This window comes from Cobetia sp. UIB-001 (genome assembly GCF_044789135.1).
In the GTDB taxonomy this organism is placed as follows: Bacteria; Pseudomonadota; Gammaproteobacteria; order Pseudomonadales; family Halomonadaceae; genus Cobetia; species Cobetia amphilecti.
Map to the genome: position 1 here is coordinate 2,371,849 of NZ_CP058244.1, position 15,603 is coordinate 2,387,451.

A 15,603-nucleotide genomic window follows, 5' to 3' on the forward strand; every position below is an offset into this window, starting at 1 on the left:
AGCGAGACCTAGATCACGCCACGCACCGCGCCGAGGATCACCATCCCCAGCACCAGCTTCCAGGGGGCCAGCGAGAAACGCGTCAGAGCGATGAAGGCGGCCAGCGCGATCACCAGGTCCGTGCGGCTCAGCACGCTGGTGGTCCACAGCGGGTCATAGAGCGCCATGCCCAGCACGCCCACCACGGCCGCATTGGCGCCGGCGAGCGCAGCGCGCGCGCCGGCGCGGGCGCGCAGACGCCCCCACAAAGGCGCCACACCGATCAGCAGCAGAATTCCCGGCAGGAAGATGCTCAACAGCGCAATGACGGCACCGAGCAATGCCGAACCGCCGCCCACCTGCGCCATGCCGGCCCCCAGCCAGGCGGCAAAGGTGAACAGCGGCCCCGGCACTGCCTGGGCGGCGCCATAGCCGGTGAGGAAGGTATCGGCCGCGATATGGCCCGTCTCGACGGTGGAGGCCTCCAGCAGCGGCAGCACCACGTGCCCGCCCCCGAACACCAGCGCCCCGGCACGGTAGAAGATATCGACCAGACTGCCGGAGGCCACCAGCGGCAGGCCGATCAACAACACGAAGAACGCGACCAGGCAGTAGCGCGCCAGGCGCGTCGAGACCGGCAATGACAGCCCCGCGGCCTGGGCTTGCTGGCGCACGGATGCCGCCTTGTCATCACGACACAGCAGGCTGCCGAGCACTGCGCCCATCGCGATCACCCCGACCTGCGTCCAGGCGACCTGCGTCCAGGCGCTCTGTGCCAGCGCCAGGCCCAGCATGGCCAACAGCGCCAGACAGGTACGCCGCAAGTCCGGGCACAGCTTGCGCGCCATGCCCCAGATCGCCTGGGCGACGACGGCCACCGCTACCAGCTTCAAGCCGTGGATCACCCCGGAGGCCAGCGGCCCTTCGAGGCTGCCCGCCACCAGCGCCAATACCAGCAACGCCAGCGCAGACGGCAAGGTGAAGCCGATCCATGCCAGTATCCCGCCCATCACGCCACCGCCACGCACCATGCCCAGCGCGAAACCGACCTGGCTGCTGGCCGGCCCCGGCAGAAACTGACAGAGCGCGACCAGCTCGGCGTAGGCCTTGTCACTCAACCAGCCTCGCCTGCGTACCAGCTCATCGTGGAAGTATCCCAGGTGGGCAATCGGGCCGCCGAAGCTGGTCAGCCCCAGCGTGAGGAAGGTGCGCAGCACTTCACTGCGCCGCGCCTTGTCGCTTGCAAGCGAGGCATCAGGCGTCGCGTGGTCGCGCTCACGCCTTGCAGTTTCATCCGGATGTGACATGACGTTTCTCTTGGAGCGGAAAGGAAAGGATAACGATCAGAAATCCAGCGATGGGCTTAGCAAGAGCTATACGAAAGAATCTTCACTTGCTGACGCTACGGTGACATCAGGTGAATGCGCAATGTCCTGATTCTCGTCACTTGCATCACCCACCAGACTATCGCCGCCAGATGACAGGAAGCCCGCCCCATGATTGGGACGGGCTTCCTGCATAAGGGCTTAGGCGTCAGGTGCCCGGCGAAGGCTTCAGTTGGCCGACGTCTCCTGAGTGGAGGCATGCTGCGTGTCCGAGGGCAATGCGATGGCCATCACCGCGCTCGCCGCCACCAGCGCCGCCGACCACCACAGGCAGGCTTCCAGACCATAGGCCTGATAGAGCCAACCGGACAGCAACGTGCCCAGCAGACGCCCCATGGCGTTGGCCATGTAATAGAAGCCGACATCCATCGACACGCCTTCACTGCGCGCGAAGCGCACGATCAGGTAGCTATGCCAGCTGGAATTGACGGCGAAGATGACGCCGAACGCCAGCAGACCGATGATCAACCACTCAAGGGGTGCCAGCCCCAGCAGGATGGCCGCACTGCTGTCGCCACCCTGCTGCGCATCCAGCGACATGCTCGCCATCAGCGCGGGCAACAGCGCCAGCACACCGGCCAGCAGCACGGTCATCCAGCGCACGCCCGCATCCCCGCTCAAGCGACGCGCGATCGGCCCGGTGATGTGCGGGGCCTGGGTCTGCACCCCGCCGTAACCGATCACCCATGCGGCCATCAGGATACCGACCGTCCAGAAGTTCCAGCCATGTACCTCGGCCAGATAGACCGGCAAGGCGACAACGAACCAGACATCACGTGCAGCGAACAGGCACATGCGCGCCGCCGACAGCACATTGACCGCCCGCGAGGTCGAGAACATCTCACGAAACGCCGGCTTGCGGCTGGCCTTGCTCTGCCCCAGTGATGCCGAGAGCTTGCGCAGTGACAGCACCAGCACCACGGCCAGCATGAGCCACATGGCCAATACCGTGCCCTGGAAGCCGATGAGGCTGAGCGCCGCGCCACCGAGGAAGAAGCCCAGGCCCTTGAGGGCATTCTTGGAACCGGTCAGCAGCGCGACCCAGCGATACAGCGAGCTCTGCGATTCCGCCGCCTGCTGCCCCTTCGGCACCAGCACCTTGATGGCGCTCTTGGCGCTCATCTTGTTGAGGTCCTTGGCGATGCCCGACAGCGCCTGGGCGATCATCACCCAGACCACTGTCAGCATGGGCTCCGGCACCAACAGCATGCCGAGCGCCACCAGCTGCATCGCAAGCCCGGCATTCATGGTGCGATTGAGGCCGAGCCGCGCCCCCAGCCAGCCGCCGACCAGGTTAGTGACGACACCGAAGGCTTCGTAGAACAGGAACAGCAGCGCGATGTCCAGCGCCGAATAGCCCAGCGAATGGAAATGCAGCACCACCAGCATGCGCAGTGCGCCATCCGTCAGCGTGAAGGCCCAGTAATTCCCCGTCACCAGCAGGTACTGGCGCACCTCATGGGGCAGCTCTCGCAGGCGGGCAAGCATTTCAGCGCTCCCGTGTGCTGGCGTCGGCCAGATCACCCAGGCCCACTTTCAGCGCCAGCTCTGCGGTGCGGTTGGCATAGCCCCACTCGTTGTCATACCAGGCGTACAGCTTGAGCTGGGTACCCGCGACGACCATGGTCGAGGGCGCATCGATGATGCTGGAGCGGGAATCGGTACGGAAATCGATCGACACCAGCGGGCGTGTCTCGTAGCCCAGCACGCCGGCCAGTTCGCCTTCCGCCGCGCTCTGCAGCGCCTGATTGACCTCTTCCACCGTCACTTCGCGGTTGAGCTCGAACACCATGTCGGTCAGGGACGCATTGGCCAGCGGCACGCGAATGGCGTGGCCGTTCAAGCGGCCTTCCAGCTCCGGGAAGATGGCGCTGATCGCCTTGGCGGAACCGGTGGTCGTCGGAATCAGGCTCATGCCGCAAGCCCGAGCGCGGCGCAGGTCCTTGTGCGGCGCATCCAGAATCGTCTGGGTATTGGTGATGTCGTGCACGGTGGTCATGGAGCCATGACGAATGCCGAACTGCTCCTGAATCACCTTGATCACCGGCGCCAGGCAGTTGGTGGTGCAGCTGGCCGCCGTCACGATGCGATGCTGTTCGGCGCTGTAGAGGTGGTCGTTGACGCCCATGACGATGTTGAGCACGCCCTCTTCCTTGACCGGCGCGGAGACCACGACCCGCGCGACGCCCTGCTCGAGATAGGCGTTCAGCACCTCGGTGCTCTTCTTCTTGCCGGAGGCCTCGATCACCACATCGCAGCCCGACCAGTCGGTATCACCGATCTCACGCTGGCTTGAGAATGCCGTGCGCTGACCATCGAGGGTGATGGAGTCCGCGTCACTGGTGATACCGGCGCCCGGCGACCACTGGCCATGCACGGAATCGAATTCCAGCAGATGGGCGAAGGTCGCGGCATCGCCACCCGGGTCATTGATACGCACCACGTCCAGCGCGATATCCTCGCGCAGCTTCCACAGCGCGCGCAGGGCGAGACGACCGATGCGCCCGAAGCCGTTGATACCGACGCGCAGGGCCGGCATGCCCTCCGGCACGCTGATGGACGAGGAATAGGACGGAGCGCTATGAGCAGGACACATGGGCATTTCCTTGAGAGTGTTCAAAAAGATTCGGCTAACGTTCTAGGCCCTGTGCACTCAGCAGCAGCGCACAGGGCGGTTGGGCATCGTCTCCAGCCACGCCACCCAGCGCGACACCTCGCGGGCGTTGGCCTGACAGAGGGTCGCGAGAATCTGATGGCACCAGGCCGGCAGGTCAGGTGCCAGGCGGTAGTGCACCCACTGGCCACGCCGCTGACTGGTCAGCAGGCCAGCATCTCTCAGCTGGGCGAGATGCCGCGAGACCTTGGGTTGGGAGATGGGCATGGCGCGCTGCTCCAGCAGCCAGATAAGCTCACAGACACACAGCTCTTCCATCTGGGCCAACAGCTGCACGACGGTCAGGCGAGTGTCCTCGGCAAGGCACTTGAAGACCTGCAACGGTGTCAGGCAGGCCGCCATGTCTCCCACTCCATCAATAACGTCATTGGTTGACGGTTTCATGGCGATGTCCTCGCGTATGCCTGAGCCATCTTGCTCCCCTCCCGATTCCCTCTCACCGGCACCTGACGCATGGCAAGGCAGGTTGCCTGCCAGCCGGCTGAAGCGCGGTGACATACGAAATATCATATATGTGTTTTTCCATATATCAAGTGACACATGCATGACAGTTGGATGACAGCCGGTGCGTGAATCGATGACAGCGATGGAGAGAATGAAGGTTGAATGGAGGGCGAATGAAGCGCGATCAGAGTGTCGCCTGGCTCGGTGTACCAGCGGGTAGGCGGTCACACCATCGCCACTGTTGCGCAAACGGCACGCATATGTTGCCTGGCCTCAAAAGCGAATGCGCTTGCGAACAAAAGTCGAGCAGCGTTAGTGTGTGCCCATCAAGCACACCAAGTGCCCTTTTGAATCACGCATCCCTCGTGATGCACAGGAGAGACAAATGGCGGATTTCGCACAAGTCGTCGATAGCAACTACACCCAGGAAGTCATCGAGAGCGAGCAGCCGGTACTGGTCAAGTTCTGGGCACCGTGGTGCGGCCCGTGCAAGATGCTCGACCCGATCGTCGAATCCATCGCCGAAGAACAGGGTGATGCTCTCAAGGTCGTCGCCATCAATGTCGATGATGCACCGGACCTCGCCGCCCAGAATGGCGTCCGTGGCCTGCCGACCATCGCGCTGTTCAAGTCCGGCGAGAAGCTCGAAGCCCTGACCGGCGTTCAGCCGAAGGAAAACTTCGACGCCATGATCTCGCGTCACGCCTGAGCGAAACAGGTTCTGGCCGCAAGGCACTGACGCTGCAATGAAAAAACGCCCTCCATGAGGGCGTTTTTTCATTGCTACAACTGATCACGGAGTGGTGTGCAGGCGAACTACCAGATTTCCATGAAGAGCTCACAGGCTTCCTTGAGCTTGTCACCAGGCACACCATCTCTCGCCTGGATGGCAATTCCATTGACGAAGGTATCCAGCATCAGAACAAATTGATCCAATGGTTTTTCATAACGCCACTCCCCCCTTTCCTGCCCGCGCGCGATGCACGCCATCAGGGAAGCACGAATATCATTGCGCACCGAGAGTGCCATGTATTCGACGTCCTTGTTGTCATCACCACAGTTCAATCCTGACAGCACGATCATGCATCCCGAGGGCTGGCTTGAGGACGTTTGCATGGTGACATATTTGATCAACATGTTCTTGATGGCATCTCTGGCAGATACCTTTTCATTCTCGAGCTCTACAAACACTTGTTCACAGGTCCGGGTATACATCTCCAGACATTCGCGATAAAGCGCCTGCTTCGATTCAAATGCCGAATAGAAACTCGCAGAAGACAAATTGCCCAGTTCCTTTCGCAGCTCGGCCAGCGAAGTGCCCTCAAAGCCATTTTTCCAGAATAGCTCCATGGCCTTTCTAACAGCATCTTCGCGATCAAACTGACGTGGGCGACCTGTTCTAGCCATAGCATAATCTCGATAGCAACCTGCAAAGTGAAAGCAAGTATTACACATGATAACACTCGCCATGACATACCACCGTCATCATACCTGAGAATAGTCATTCCGTCGTTGGATATGCAACATCCTCAGGCATGTTTCATTATCGGCGGCGGAGACTATATCACGAGAATGTCAGACTAACCCTCGAGCTCTGCAAGATACTTCTCTGCATCAAGTGCTGCCATGCACCCCGTACCGGCAGACGTGATAGCCTGACGATAGTGGTTATCACTGACATCTCCTGCCGCGAAGACGCCTGATTTGCTGGTCAAGGTCTGGCCTCCTCCAATACCGGAATAGACATTGATATACCCGTCCGTCATGGCCAATGCGCCCTTGAAGATCGATGTGTTGGGGTCATGACCAATGGCGATGAAAACGCCTGCCACAGGCACCTCCTCCACCTCCCCCGTCAGCGTGGTAGCCAGGGAGATAGCCGTGACACCGGTGTCATCGCCCAGTACTTCCTCTACCTGCCTGTCCCATCGAATCGTGACCTTGCCTTGTTCAACCTTGTCAAAGAGACGCTTCTGCAGCACTTTCTCTGCACTCAGCTGATCACGACGATGCACCAGGGTTACATGAGAAACGATATTGGACAGGAACAATGCTTCTTCGACGGCAGTATTGCCCCCTCCTACGACCGCAACCTCCTTGTTTCTGTAAAAGAATCCATCACAGGTAGCGCAGGCTGATACCCCCTTCCCCATGTAGACCTGCTCACTTTCGAGTCCAAGATATCTCGCGGATGCTCCGGTCGAAATGATAAGCGCATCTGCGGTATAGGTATCTTCTCCCTTCAGAATGAAAGGGCGACTTTCCAGGTCCACTTCGGTGATATGATCGTAAGCGATCTCGGTATCAAAACTTTCCGCATGCTCCTTGAGCTGCAACATCAACTCAGGACCCTGCACCCCCTTGGGATAACCGGGCCAGTTCTCGACGTCGGTCGTCGATGTCAGCTGACCACCCACTTCCATTCCCGTTATCAACATGGGGGAAAGATTCGCACGGGCTGCATAGATGGCTGCTGTGTAACCCGCCGGTCCGGACCCGAGTATTATCAATTTTCGATGTGTACTCATGATGAGTCCTTGCCCTATGCGTAGCGTGTAATCAGCTTCTGAAGCTCAGGTGTCGGTAGCATGCCAACAGAGCGATTGACCTCCTTGCCATCCTTGAAGATGACAACGGTCGGAATGCTACGCACCCCGAGTCTTTCCGCAATGGCCGGATGCTCATCGATGTTGAGCTCTGCCATTACCAGGTCATCATTCGCGATGGCCTCGGCTACCTGACGATATATCGGTGACATCATGCGACACGGTGCGCACCATTCAGCCCAGAGCCGCACGGCAAAGGTCACGCCTTTATCGCTGAGAGACTGAAATTCCTTTTCGTTGAGATTGACGACGTTGGTTGTCATGAGTCTGACTCCTGATAAATAGGTCTGTGGCGATCCATCAACCCATCATGTGGCCTGCCGCTCGCTCACTTGTCAGTGACCAAAAACATGGGACGAGCGTGCTCGATCATCTTGTCGACTACCAGCTGCACACCAGAAACCGACAGACGCATGGCGATGAATGACATATGTTGTGGATCAATTGATCCATAAGATATTGAGCTAGCCGGTCGGTGTCAACAACTTTTAGATCAATCGATCCAAAATAAAGCCGCACTGCAGCCCCTACTGTCTGGCCCCTACTGTCTGGCCCCTTCCGTCAGGCCCAGCCAGCCGATGGCGAGATCATCCCTCCATCAACTCAGGATGCATTGCGCAACCGATTGATTTACATTGCTTTATTGTATGAACTTGTGCAGAGTCGCTGGCATGCACAAGGTGGACCATCGCGGGGACATGACAACCTCACCCCCGCCCAGGCCTGGGACTCATTCGCTCCCAAGCCGGACATGCCTGGAGGTTTCGTGGCATGCCGCGCGCTATCTTCACAGCAACAAGGAAGCATCGATGTACACAGCAGTCATTGGCGTCAAACGCTCCCCTCGGTTTCTGGGTGCCATCGCCCTGGTCAGTAGTTTGCTCACGGGCTGCGCCAACGGCCATACGACCCTGCCGGCCACCACCTCAGCGCTCAAGGCCGGGCCTGCCTACGGTGAAATGCGCTCTGTCGCCGTCATGCAGATTCGCCCCGGCAATGTGGCGGTGACGCCCAATGGGCAGGTCTTCGCCACCATCCACCCGATGGATGGGGATCACGACGTGCAGCTGGTCGAGATCACCGGCCAGAACAGCTATCGCGCCTGGCCCTCCCCCGCCTTGCAGACGCATGCCGGCCGCTACGGCGACGCCACCATCGATTCCCCGCTGGGCATCTATCAGGATGGCCAGGGCGGTCTGTGGATCACCGACATGGGGCTGCATCTGGGCAAGACCCGCCTGTGGGGCTTCGATATTGCCTCTGGCAAGCTGATTACCAAGCTGACTCTGCCTGCGAATATCGCCCCCGAGGGCAGCTTCGTGCAGGACCTGGCAGTGGACCGCAGCCGCGGCGTGGCCTATCTGGCAGACATCGCCAATCCGGGCTTGATCACCGTCGACCTGGAGAGCGGCGAGGCCACCCGCTTCAGCGAGCATCCGGCGCTTGAGGCAGAACCCGGTGCCACGCTCAAGATCGATGGCAAGGACGTCCATTTCAATGGCAAGCCTGCCAAGGTCGGCGTCGACCCGATCACCCTGTCCGGCGATGGCGAGACAGTCTTCTTCGGCGCCATGACCGGCCACAGCTGGTACAGCGTACCGGCCAGACTGCTGCGCGAAGGCGCCGATCACGCCACCATTGCCGCTGCCATCACCCGCGTCGGCGACAAGCCCGTTTCCGACGGCGCGGATACCGCTGGGGGCACCCACTACTTCACCAACCTCAATCAGCATGGGCTAGATGTGCTGAGCGCCGATGGCAAACTGACACCGCTGGTGCGCGATGAGCGTCTCGACTGGCCGGATGGCGTGCGCATGGCGCCCGACGGTTGGCTCTATGTCACCGTCAATCAGCTGGACAGCACGCCGCCCTTCAATGACGGCAAGGACAGTGGCCAGGCGCCGTACCGTATCTTCAAGGTCTGGCCCGTCGATAATTGAATCGACAATTGAGTCGGCTATAGAGAGGTCCATCGAGTCGACCCTCTGAACGACAACGCCCGCGTTCCTGTTAAAGGAATGCGGGCGTTGTCGTTCTGCAAGGCACCACATCAATCGGGCTGTCTCGGGCTGTCGGAATATCACGAACTCGTGCTCACATTGCGGGCAATGCCCCGAGTAGACCGCCCCGGACTTGCTCAGGCGTACGCTGTGATGCTCGCAGGCCGGACAGCCCTGCTTGAGTGATGTATTGGCGTTGCAGACCTGACATTTGACGTAATAGCCGTAGGGGCCGTAACGCCCCAGCAGTGCATCTTTTTCCTGACATTTCTGGCACTGGACTCGCACTTCCGGTGGCGCTGGCGTGGTGGCCGAAGCCTTCAGGCGTGCTGTAATTCTGTCGAGATGCTCGCTCAACTGTGGCGAGGCCAGACACGCTTCAGGCACTGGCGACCCGACAGGTACCTCGGCTGGCGGCGCTGGTGTTTCGGCTCTGGTTTCAGCTTTTGGCTTAGCGACGCTCTCGGCGCTTGCCTTCGCCTCATTGACTGCCGTTGCGGCGGGGGCGGCAACTGCCACTGCACTCGAATCGCCTTCCTGTCTGGCCATGGCGCGCTGCTTCTGTTTACAGCGCTCCTGGCTGCCGCGCTCCTGTTCGCCACGCCCATTGCTGCCAGGCGCATTGTCGCCAATGCCATTGCCGCCATGAGCACTGTAGCCCGCGCCGTTGTTACCGAGATCTTTGTTAGCGAGGTCTTTGTTGGCGAGGGCTTTGCTGTCAGATTCACGGATACCCCCCTCATTGATCGCCCATCGACTCGCGGCATTGCCAGCGGCGTCTGGCGTCTTCGCTGCCGGCTGCGGGCGACGACTCACCTCGCGGCGGACGGTCTCGACGGCATGCGCGCGACGCGAACGAGCGTCCTGCTTGAGCAGGAACTCGCTGACACGCTCAAGCTCATCCTTGGTGAACTCCGGACGCGTATCGAACAGCAAGGCACGCTTGACCATCGACCGCGCCCCGATCAGGCCACTGACCTGCTCGTGGAGAAACTCCGGCTTCACCACCTGAGCCGAGACCCCCTTGGCCATATCGTCACGGTGCACGATGGCATTGCTCGAGACGGCGCACAGCACTTTCCATTGTCGACCGGCAAAGCCGCCTTGCAGCCCCAAGGTCTTGTTCATCAAGCGAGTGCGATGCTCGATCAACAGGCGCTTGAGAATATCCTGCTGCAATTCCGCCTGACGCAGTGGTGACTTGAGCCCAGACCAATTGCCCCGATAGCTGCGCTGCCATTCACCTGCCGCATTGACCCTGACTTCACCAGTGATGCTTTTCGACTCGATGATGATGAAGCCGAAGGGATGCATGACCAGATGATCGATCTGGGCATTCTCCTCACCGTGTTTCAGTCGCAGATCATTGAAGATCACGACCTCGGGGTCGTCCCCGAAGGCACGCCGTAGGTGGAAGGCCACATCCTCTTCCTGGCGGTGACCGTACCTGGCGCGCTCATCGTCGCCACTGTAGGCCTCTTTTTCCTTGGCTATCATCTGCTCGTCCCTGAAGCGCTGATTACATGTTTGTCAGCCCAATATATCGCTATTGCCCGTGAAATACGCCATGCAACATGCGTCAATAAACAGATTTCATCAATAGATTATAAACTTTATTTAAATCAGCCCGACTCCACTGTCATGTTTCTGGAGCGGGATAATCGTTAAAACTCTGCGCCAAGACATATCCGAGCCACTTTATCCGCTGTTGTCAGGGCAAATCTGGGGCGCCAGACATCAGCCACTCACAGCGTCAGGCGGGTGGCGAGAAACTCGACGAAGGCGCTGATGCGCGGCGACAGCGTACTGTTGCGGTAATAGACCGCCTGGATCTGCTCGCGGGGATTGGGGCTCTGGATCTGGCCGGGCAACACTTCCACCAGAGCGCCGGTCTTGAGGTCATTGCCCAGCATGAAGTGCGAGATAAGCGCGATACCATGCCCCGCCAGGCACAGCTGACGCATGACTTCGCCACTGGTGGTCGGCAGATGAGGTGTCGTGTCAAAGCCCTGTGCTGCACCCTTGAGCGGCCAGCGATTGAGACGACTGGGAGGCAGGAACCCCAGCAGCTGATGGGTCTGCAGCGCCGCGACACTGGACGGCACGCCATGCTCGGCCAGATAGGCGGGGCTTGCGACCAGATGCAGCGTGGAGCGCCCCAGCACCTTGGCGTGCAGCGTGGAGTCATCCAGCTCGCCGATGCGGATGGCCACATCGGTACGCTGTTCCAGCAGGTTGATGATGTCATCGGCGGCAGACAGCTCCAGCGCGATGCCGGGATAGCTGCGTGAGAACTCCGCGACCAGCGGTACCAGCTGATGCAGCACGAAGGGGCTCGCGGCATCGACGCGCAGCCGCCCGCTGGGCTGATCGCGCTGCTGCAACAGGGCCTCTTCGGCACTGCCGAGCAGCAACAAGCCCTCACGTACTCGCTCGACGAAGCCGCGTCCCTCATCGGTCAGTGCCACGCTGCGTGTGGTGCGATTCAGCAGCGGCGTTTCCAGCTCACCCTCCAGGCGCTGGATGGCCCGCGATACCTTGGCCACCGGAATGTTCAACCGATTGGCGGCGGCGCTGAAGCCCCCGCTATCCACCACGGCCAGTAGCAACTCGAGGTCATCCGAACGGCTGCGCATGCTGTGATCTCCTTGAAAGTGCAAGATGCATGGTCCCATGCATCTTTGCAGAAATCACAATAATGATGCGCTTCATGATCACTTTTTCAATATTGCTTGCCGGTCAAATCACTCAGCAAAAGGATGTCGCCTAGAGCCCACCACGGCGGCGTTCGCCGGGGCGCAGCATCCTGACCCGTGCCTTGGGGGTGCGCCGCGGCAATGACGGAGGCGCCGGCGGTGTCTCCAGCTGACCTGAGGGCGAGACATCACTGGCACCGATCGAGCCGCCCAGCGTCGTCGCGAATTCCGAGCGCTGACGAGGCCTGCCATCTGGCGCGGCGTGCGCACCCTCGCGACTCTCCCCGCCCGTGCCCGCTGCCCCCGACGGGGCCTGATCATGCCTCTGGCCACTGTCTTGCGAAGCCAGCGGGGGTGGCGGGATGATCACCCAGGCAAAGGTCGGCAAGGTCAGATGCCAATAGATCGCCGGCAGGCGAATCGCCAGTATCAGCAAGATGGCAGCGCCGGTGGCCCACGCCGGGCCAACGCCCGCCTCGAGAAGCGCGATATAGAGAATGCCACCCGCCAGCGACGCCGAGGCATAGATTTCCTGACGCAACACCATCGGCACACGGCGCGCGAGCACATCGCGGATCATGCCACCCGCCACGCCGCTCATGGTGCCCATCAAGACGGCCACGATGCCATCCACGCCCAGCATGCGCGCCTTGTGCGCACCCAATACCGTAAACAGCGCCAACCCGAAGGCATCGGTGACCGGCAGGAAAACCCGCGTCAGGCGGTGGATATAGTGAAAGCCGAGCGTCGCCACCAGTACCGTCAACAGAATGACCCACAGATAGATCGGCTGCTCGACCCAGAACACCGGGCCGATTCCCAGCACGAGATCACGCAGCGTACCGCCGCCGATACCGGTCACGGCACCCAGCACCAGCATGCCGATCGGGTCCATGCGTGAACGGCACGCCACGACGACACCGGTCAGGGCAAAGATCATCACACCGGCCAGATCGAGCCAGGTTATCCAGTTCATTCTCGTGAAGCCTCCTGCAGTGCGCTGGCGTGCGCATGAAACAATGGCGTATATGCTTGTCGCGAACCCTGATGGCCTCTTCTGCCAAGTCGTCTGCTGCGATGGCGTTTCGGCGCAGCGGCGCAGCGGCGCAGCGGCGCAGCGGCGCAGCGGCGCAGCGGCGCGATCATACTCCCTTTTGCGGCTCTTTTTGCGCCCTCGACGTCATCCGCGCCGCCTTGAGGGGCGCAGGATAATGACCCGCCTCAGGGCGTGGCCTGACCACGGCGGGCGGTCGCGCTGGGCGGCTCACCGAATCGTTGACGATAGGCACGCGAGAAGTGCGCCAGATGCGTGAACCCGACGCCGAGGGCCGCCTGGGAGACGCTGCGACTGCTGTCGGCCAATACGCACCGTGCATGATCCAGGCGCATGCCGAGATAGCGCTGCTTGGGCGTTTCCTCAAAATGCGCCATGAACAGACGCGTCAACTGGCGCTGGGATTGACCGACCAGACGGCAGATGTCGGGGATCGAGAGCTCCTGGGCAAGATTAGCCTCCATCACGGCCAGCGCCTTGACCACACTGCGTGGCAGCGAATCGTCTCGAGTACTGACAGCAGCAGGCGACGCCAGATGCCCGCGCTGATGCACCAGCTGCCGCCCGACGGCGTCCGCCAGCGACGGCCCGTACAGAAACTCGATCCACGCCAGCATCATGTCGATACTGGCCGCGCCGCCAGAGCCCGTCAGCCGCTCGCCCTGCCATTCATAGTCGGCCTGACTGATCTCGAGTTGAGGGAATTCCTCGCGAAAGGCCGGGACGCTCTCCCAGTGCAGGGCGACCCGATGACCGGCGAGCACCCCGGCGCGCGCCAGAATGAAGGGGGCGGTATCCAACCCTCCCAGCCAGGCGCCATGGGCTGCCAGATGACGAATCACGCCACGCGCCTGGCTGCCGACGCTGACTTCCGGCCCGTAGGATGACACCACCATCAAGCGCGTCTGCGCCTCACTCTGGCAACCCGACGACGGCTCATTGACCAGAGACGACAAGGCACCATCGACGTCGATGCGCACGCCATTGCTAGCCACGACAGCCTCGCCATCACTGGACAGCAGACGCCAGGCGAACAGCGGCCGTCCGAAGCGATTGGCGACCCGTAGCGGTTCCAGCAGGCAGAACAACGTCAACATCGAGAAGCGCGGCACCAACCAGACATTCAGCGTGTGCTCGGCGGCCCCCGGTGCCAGCAGCGGCGGTGAATCCGGGCGCGGATACGGCGCAGAGAGGGGCTCCGACGCCGTCGCTAGAGGAAGCATGCGGGATGGCGCGGGCTGTTCTGAAAGCCCAGAGAATTCAGAGGGGTCGGACTGCGGTTCAGACATGAGGCAAATTTCATCAACCTGTGGCCATTTGCCTCAACCTTACCCGTGTCAGGCATTCGAGGTAAGTGGCACAGGGTTGAGACAGGTCACACCGGTTGAAACATGATGCTGCACCCCGCTCACAGGCAGGGTGCAGCATCAGGCGTTGGATCATTCCCCATCACTATCGCGAGCTACAGTTGCGATGCTCAGTCGTGCTTCTCTGCTGCGGCCTCAGTCATGATCCCAGGTGTTGATCATCGCGCCGAGTGATTCGAGGCCTCGAGGCCGCCTGAGCGAGGCAATACCTGTTCAGTCTCGCTGTCGCCTGCCTTGGGAGGCGCAACCTCCTGCTTCTGACGCGCGGATTGCAACAGGATGACGCCTACCAGAATGATCGCCATTGCCAGCAGGTCGAGTCCGCGAATGGGCTCTCCTATCAGCAGCACACCGATGATGACGGCAACCACCGGGGGCAGGTAGGTCACGCCAGAGGCCTTGATGGCACCAAGTTCGCCGACGATGAAGTAATAAAGCACATAGGCCACGCCGGTTCCCAACACCCCGAGGCCGATTACCAGCCCGGTCAAGGCAACGCCGTCGTTGCTCAGCGCCAGGATACCCTCAAGATCAATGACAGCGAGCAGCAGCAGAGTGGCAATCCCCGTCTGATAGGTAGCCAGGGCCAGCGAAGGGATCGCCAACGGCATCACGAAGCGCTTGGCATAGACGAATGACAAGCCGACACACATCGCGCCGCCGAGCATGGCGGCCACGCCCGCCAGCGAGACATCCGCCTGCAGCCCCTGCCATGGGCGGGCAATCAGCGCGATACCAATGATGCCGAGCAAGGTGGCGGTGATCGAACGTGCATTGATCGGCTCGTTGCGCAGGAACAAGGCCGCCGCCACGAAGGTGAAGAGCGGGATGGCGCCGCTGAGCATGCCCGCGACACTCGACAGCAATACCGAACTGCCATAGGCGAATGCCAGGTAGTACAGCGCCGTCGCCAGCAGGGCCATGACAACGAAGTGGTGCAGATGGCGCCAGTGCGTCCGGTGCAGAACGCCCTGGCAGGCAGCATAGAGGGCCAGGGGGATGAAGCCTGCCACGACACGCAGCAGGGTCACCTGACCCGGGGTGATCCACTCCGCCGCCCATTTCATGAACAGGAAGTTGCTGCCCCAGATGGTACCGAGCGCCAGAAAGGCAAGATGTGCCGAGAATCGTGAGCGAGGCATGGGGTACTCCTTGTGGCGAGGATACTTGGGGCGCCAACCACATGGTGCCCTTAGCGATAGCGCCGTGTGAGGCCGATAGCGCCATGTTCGGCTGTGCTCCGCGTCGCGACAAGCGGGCATTATTTGCATTACCCTGTAGAAAATTTTCACTCTCGTGCCATCAGGCGACACGCGCGGTGCGCCGGCTTCCCGCTCAGATAGCGTGCTGGCGCCGGAGGGGCATCGTCGCCCCCTGCCGGCCAAGCGCCCATGGCGC

At 61.1% G+C, this 15,603-nt stretch carries 12 protein-coding genes and 2 pseudogenes; 2 read left to right on the forward strand and 12 right to left on the reverse strand.

The genetic code is table 11. The features are described 5' to 3' along the window. Positions 1-8 precede the first annotated feature (8 nt). From chrA to HA399_RS09885, 4 genes are all read right to left on the reverse strand, one after another. On the reverse strand, positions 9-1,286 hold the full coding sequence (chrA, locus tag HA399_RS09870; RefSeq protein ID WP_404324826.1) for a chromate efflux transporter: 1,278 nt from the start codon (positions 1,284-1,286) through the stop codon (positions 9-11). A 246-nt stretch (positions 1,287-1,532) separates the two neighbouring features. Further along, a complete protein-coding gene (gene arsJ, locus HA399_RS09875; protein ID WP_404324827.1) occupies positions 1,533-2,852 on the reverse strand; it encodes an organoarsenical effux MFS transporter ArsJ in 1,320 nt (439 codons plus the stop codon). Between the two features lies 1 nt (position 2,853). Beyond that, positions 2,854-3,903, reverse strand: a complete 1,050-nt coding sequence (locus HA399_RS09880) for an ArsJ-associated glyceraldehyde-3-phosphate dehydrogenase (protein ID WP_404326953.1) — start codon at positions 3,901-3,903, stop codon at positions 2,854-2,856. Positions 3,904-4,017: 114 nt separating this feature from the next. Further along, the gene (locus HA399_RS09885) at positions 4,018-4,380 is read right to left on the reverse strand and encodes a metalloregulator ArsR/SmtB family transcription factor (RefSeq protein WP_054557247.1); all 363 of its coding nucleotides are present in this window, start codon (positions 4,378-4,380) and stop codon (positions 4,018-4,020) included. 487 nt (positions 4,381-4,867) lie between these two features. On the opposite strand from HA399_RS09885, the gene trxA reads away from it, so the two are divergent. After that, positions 4,868-5,191, forward strand: coding sequence for a thioredoxin (gene trxA, locus HA399_RS09890; protein WP_054557199.1), 324 nt, complete (start codon positions 4,868-4,870; stop codon positions 5,189-5,191). 107 nt (positions 5,192-5,298) lie between these two features. Here the strand turns inward: trxA and HA399_RS09895 are convergent, their stop codons facing one another. The 3 genes from HA399_RS09895 to HA399_RS09905 form a co-directional block, all read right to left on the reverse strand. Next, positions 5,299-5,952, reverse strand: coding sequence for a TetR/AcrR family transcriptional regulator (locus HA399_RS09895; RefSeq protein ID WP_404324828.1), 654 nt, complete (start codon positions 5,950-5,952; stop codon positions 5,299-5,301). Between the two features lie 110 nt (positions 5,953-6,062). Then, positions 6,063-7,010, reverse strand: a complete 948-nt coding sequence (gene trxB, locus HA399_RS09900; protein ID WP_404324829.1) for a thioredoxin-disulfide reductase — start codon at positions 7,008-7,010, stop codon at positions 6,063-6,065. A gap of 14 nt (positions 7,011-7,024) precedes the next feature. Further along, on the reverse strand, positions 7,025-7,351 hold the full coding sequence (locus HA399_RS09905; protein WP_253064482.1) for a co-chaperone YbbN: 327 nt from the start codon (positions 7,349-7,351) through the stop codon (positions 7,025-7,027). Between the two features lie 546 nt (positions 7,352-7,897). Here HA399_RS09905 and HA399_RS09910 point away from each other — a divergent pair. Beyond that, the gene (locus HA399_RS09910; RefSeq protein ID WP_404324830.1) at positions 7,898-9,028 is read left to right on the forward strand and encodes an L-dopachrome tautomerase-related protein; all 1,131 of its coding nucleotides are present in this window, start codon (positions 7,898-7,900) and stop codon (positions 9,026-9,028) included. A gap of 1,215 nt (positions 9,029-10,243) precedes the next feature. Here the strand turns inward: HA399_RS09910 and HA399_RS09915 are convergent. From HA399_RS09915 to HA399_RS09935, 5 genes and pseudogenes are all read right to left on the reverse strand, one after another. Further along, positions 10,244-10,585 (reverse strand): annotated as a pseudogene (locus HA399_RS09915) (nuclease-related domain-containing protein); the annotation flags it as partial. A 248-nt stretch (positions 10,586-10,833) separates the two neighbouring features. Continuing rightward, positions 10,834-11,724, reverse strand: a complete 891-nt coding sequence (locus tag HA399_RS09920) for a LysR family transcriptional regulator (RefSeq protein ID WP_404324831.1) — start codon at positions 11,722-11,724, stop codon at positions 10,834-10,836. Between the two features lie 415 nt (positions 11,725-12,139). Continuing rightward, positions 12,140-12,760: pseudogene (locus HA399_RS09925) on the reverse strand (trimeric intracellular cation channel family protein); the annotation flags it as partial. Between the two features lie 245 nt (positions 12,761-13,005). Then, a complete protein-coding gene (locus HA399_RS09930) occupies positions 13,006-14,061 on the reverse strand; it encodes a GlxA family transcriptional regulator (RefSeq protein ID WP_404324832.1) in 1,056 nt (351 codons plus the stop codon). Between the two features lie 302 nt (positions 14,062-14,363). Then, positions 14,364-15,347: a DMT family transporter gene (locus HA399_RS09935; protein WP_404324833.1), complete on the reverse strand. Its 984-nt coding sequence runs from the start codon at positions 15,345-15,347 to the stop codon at positions 14,364-14,366. Between the last annotated feature and the right edge of the window lie 256 nt (positions 15,348-15,603).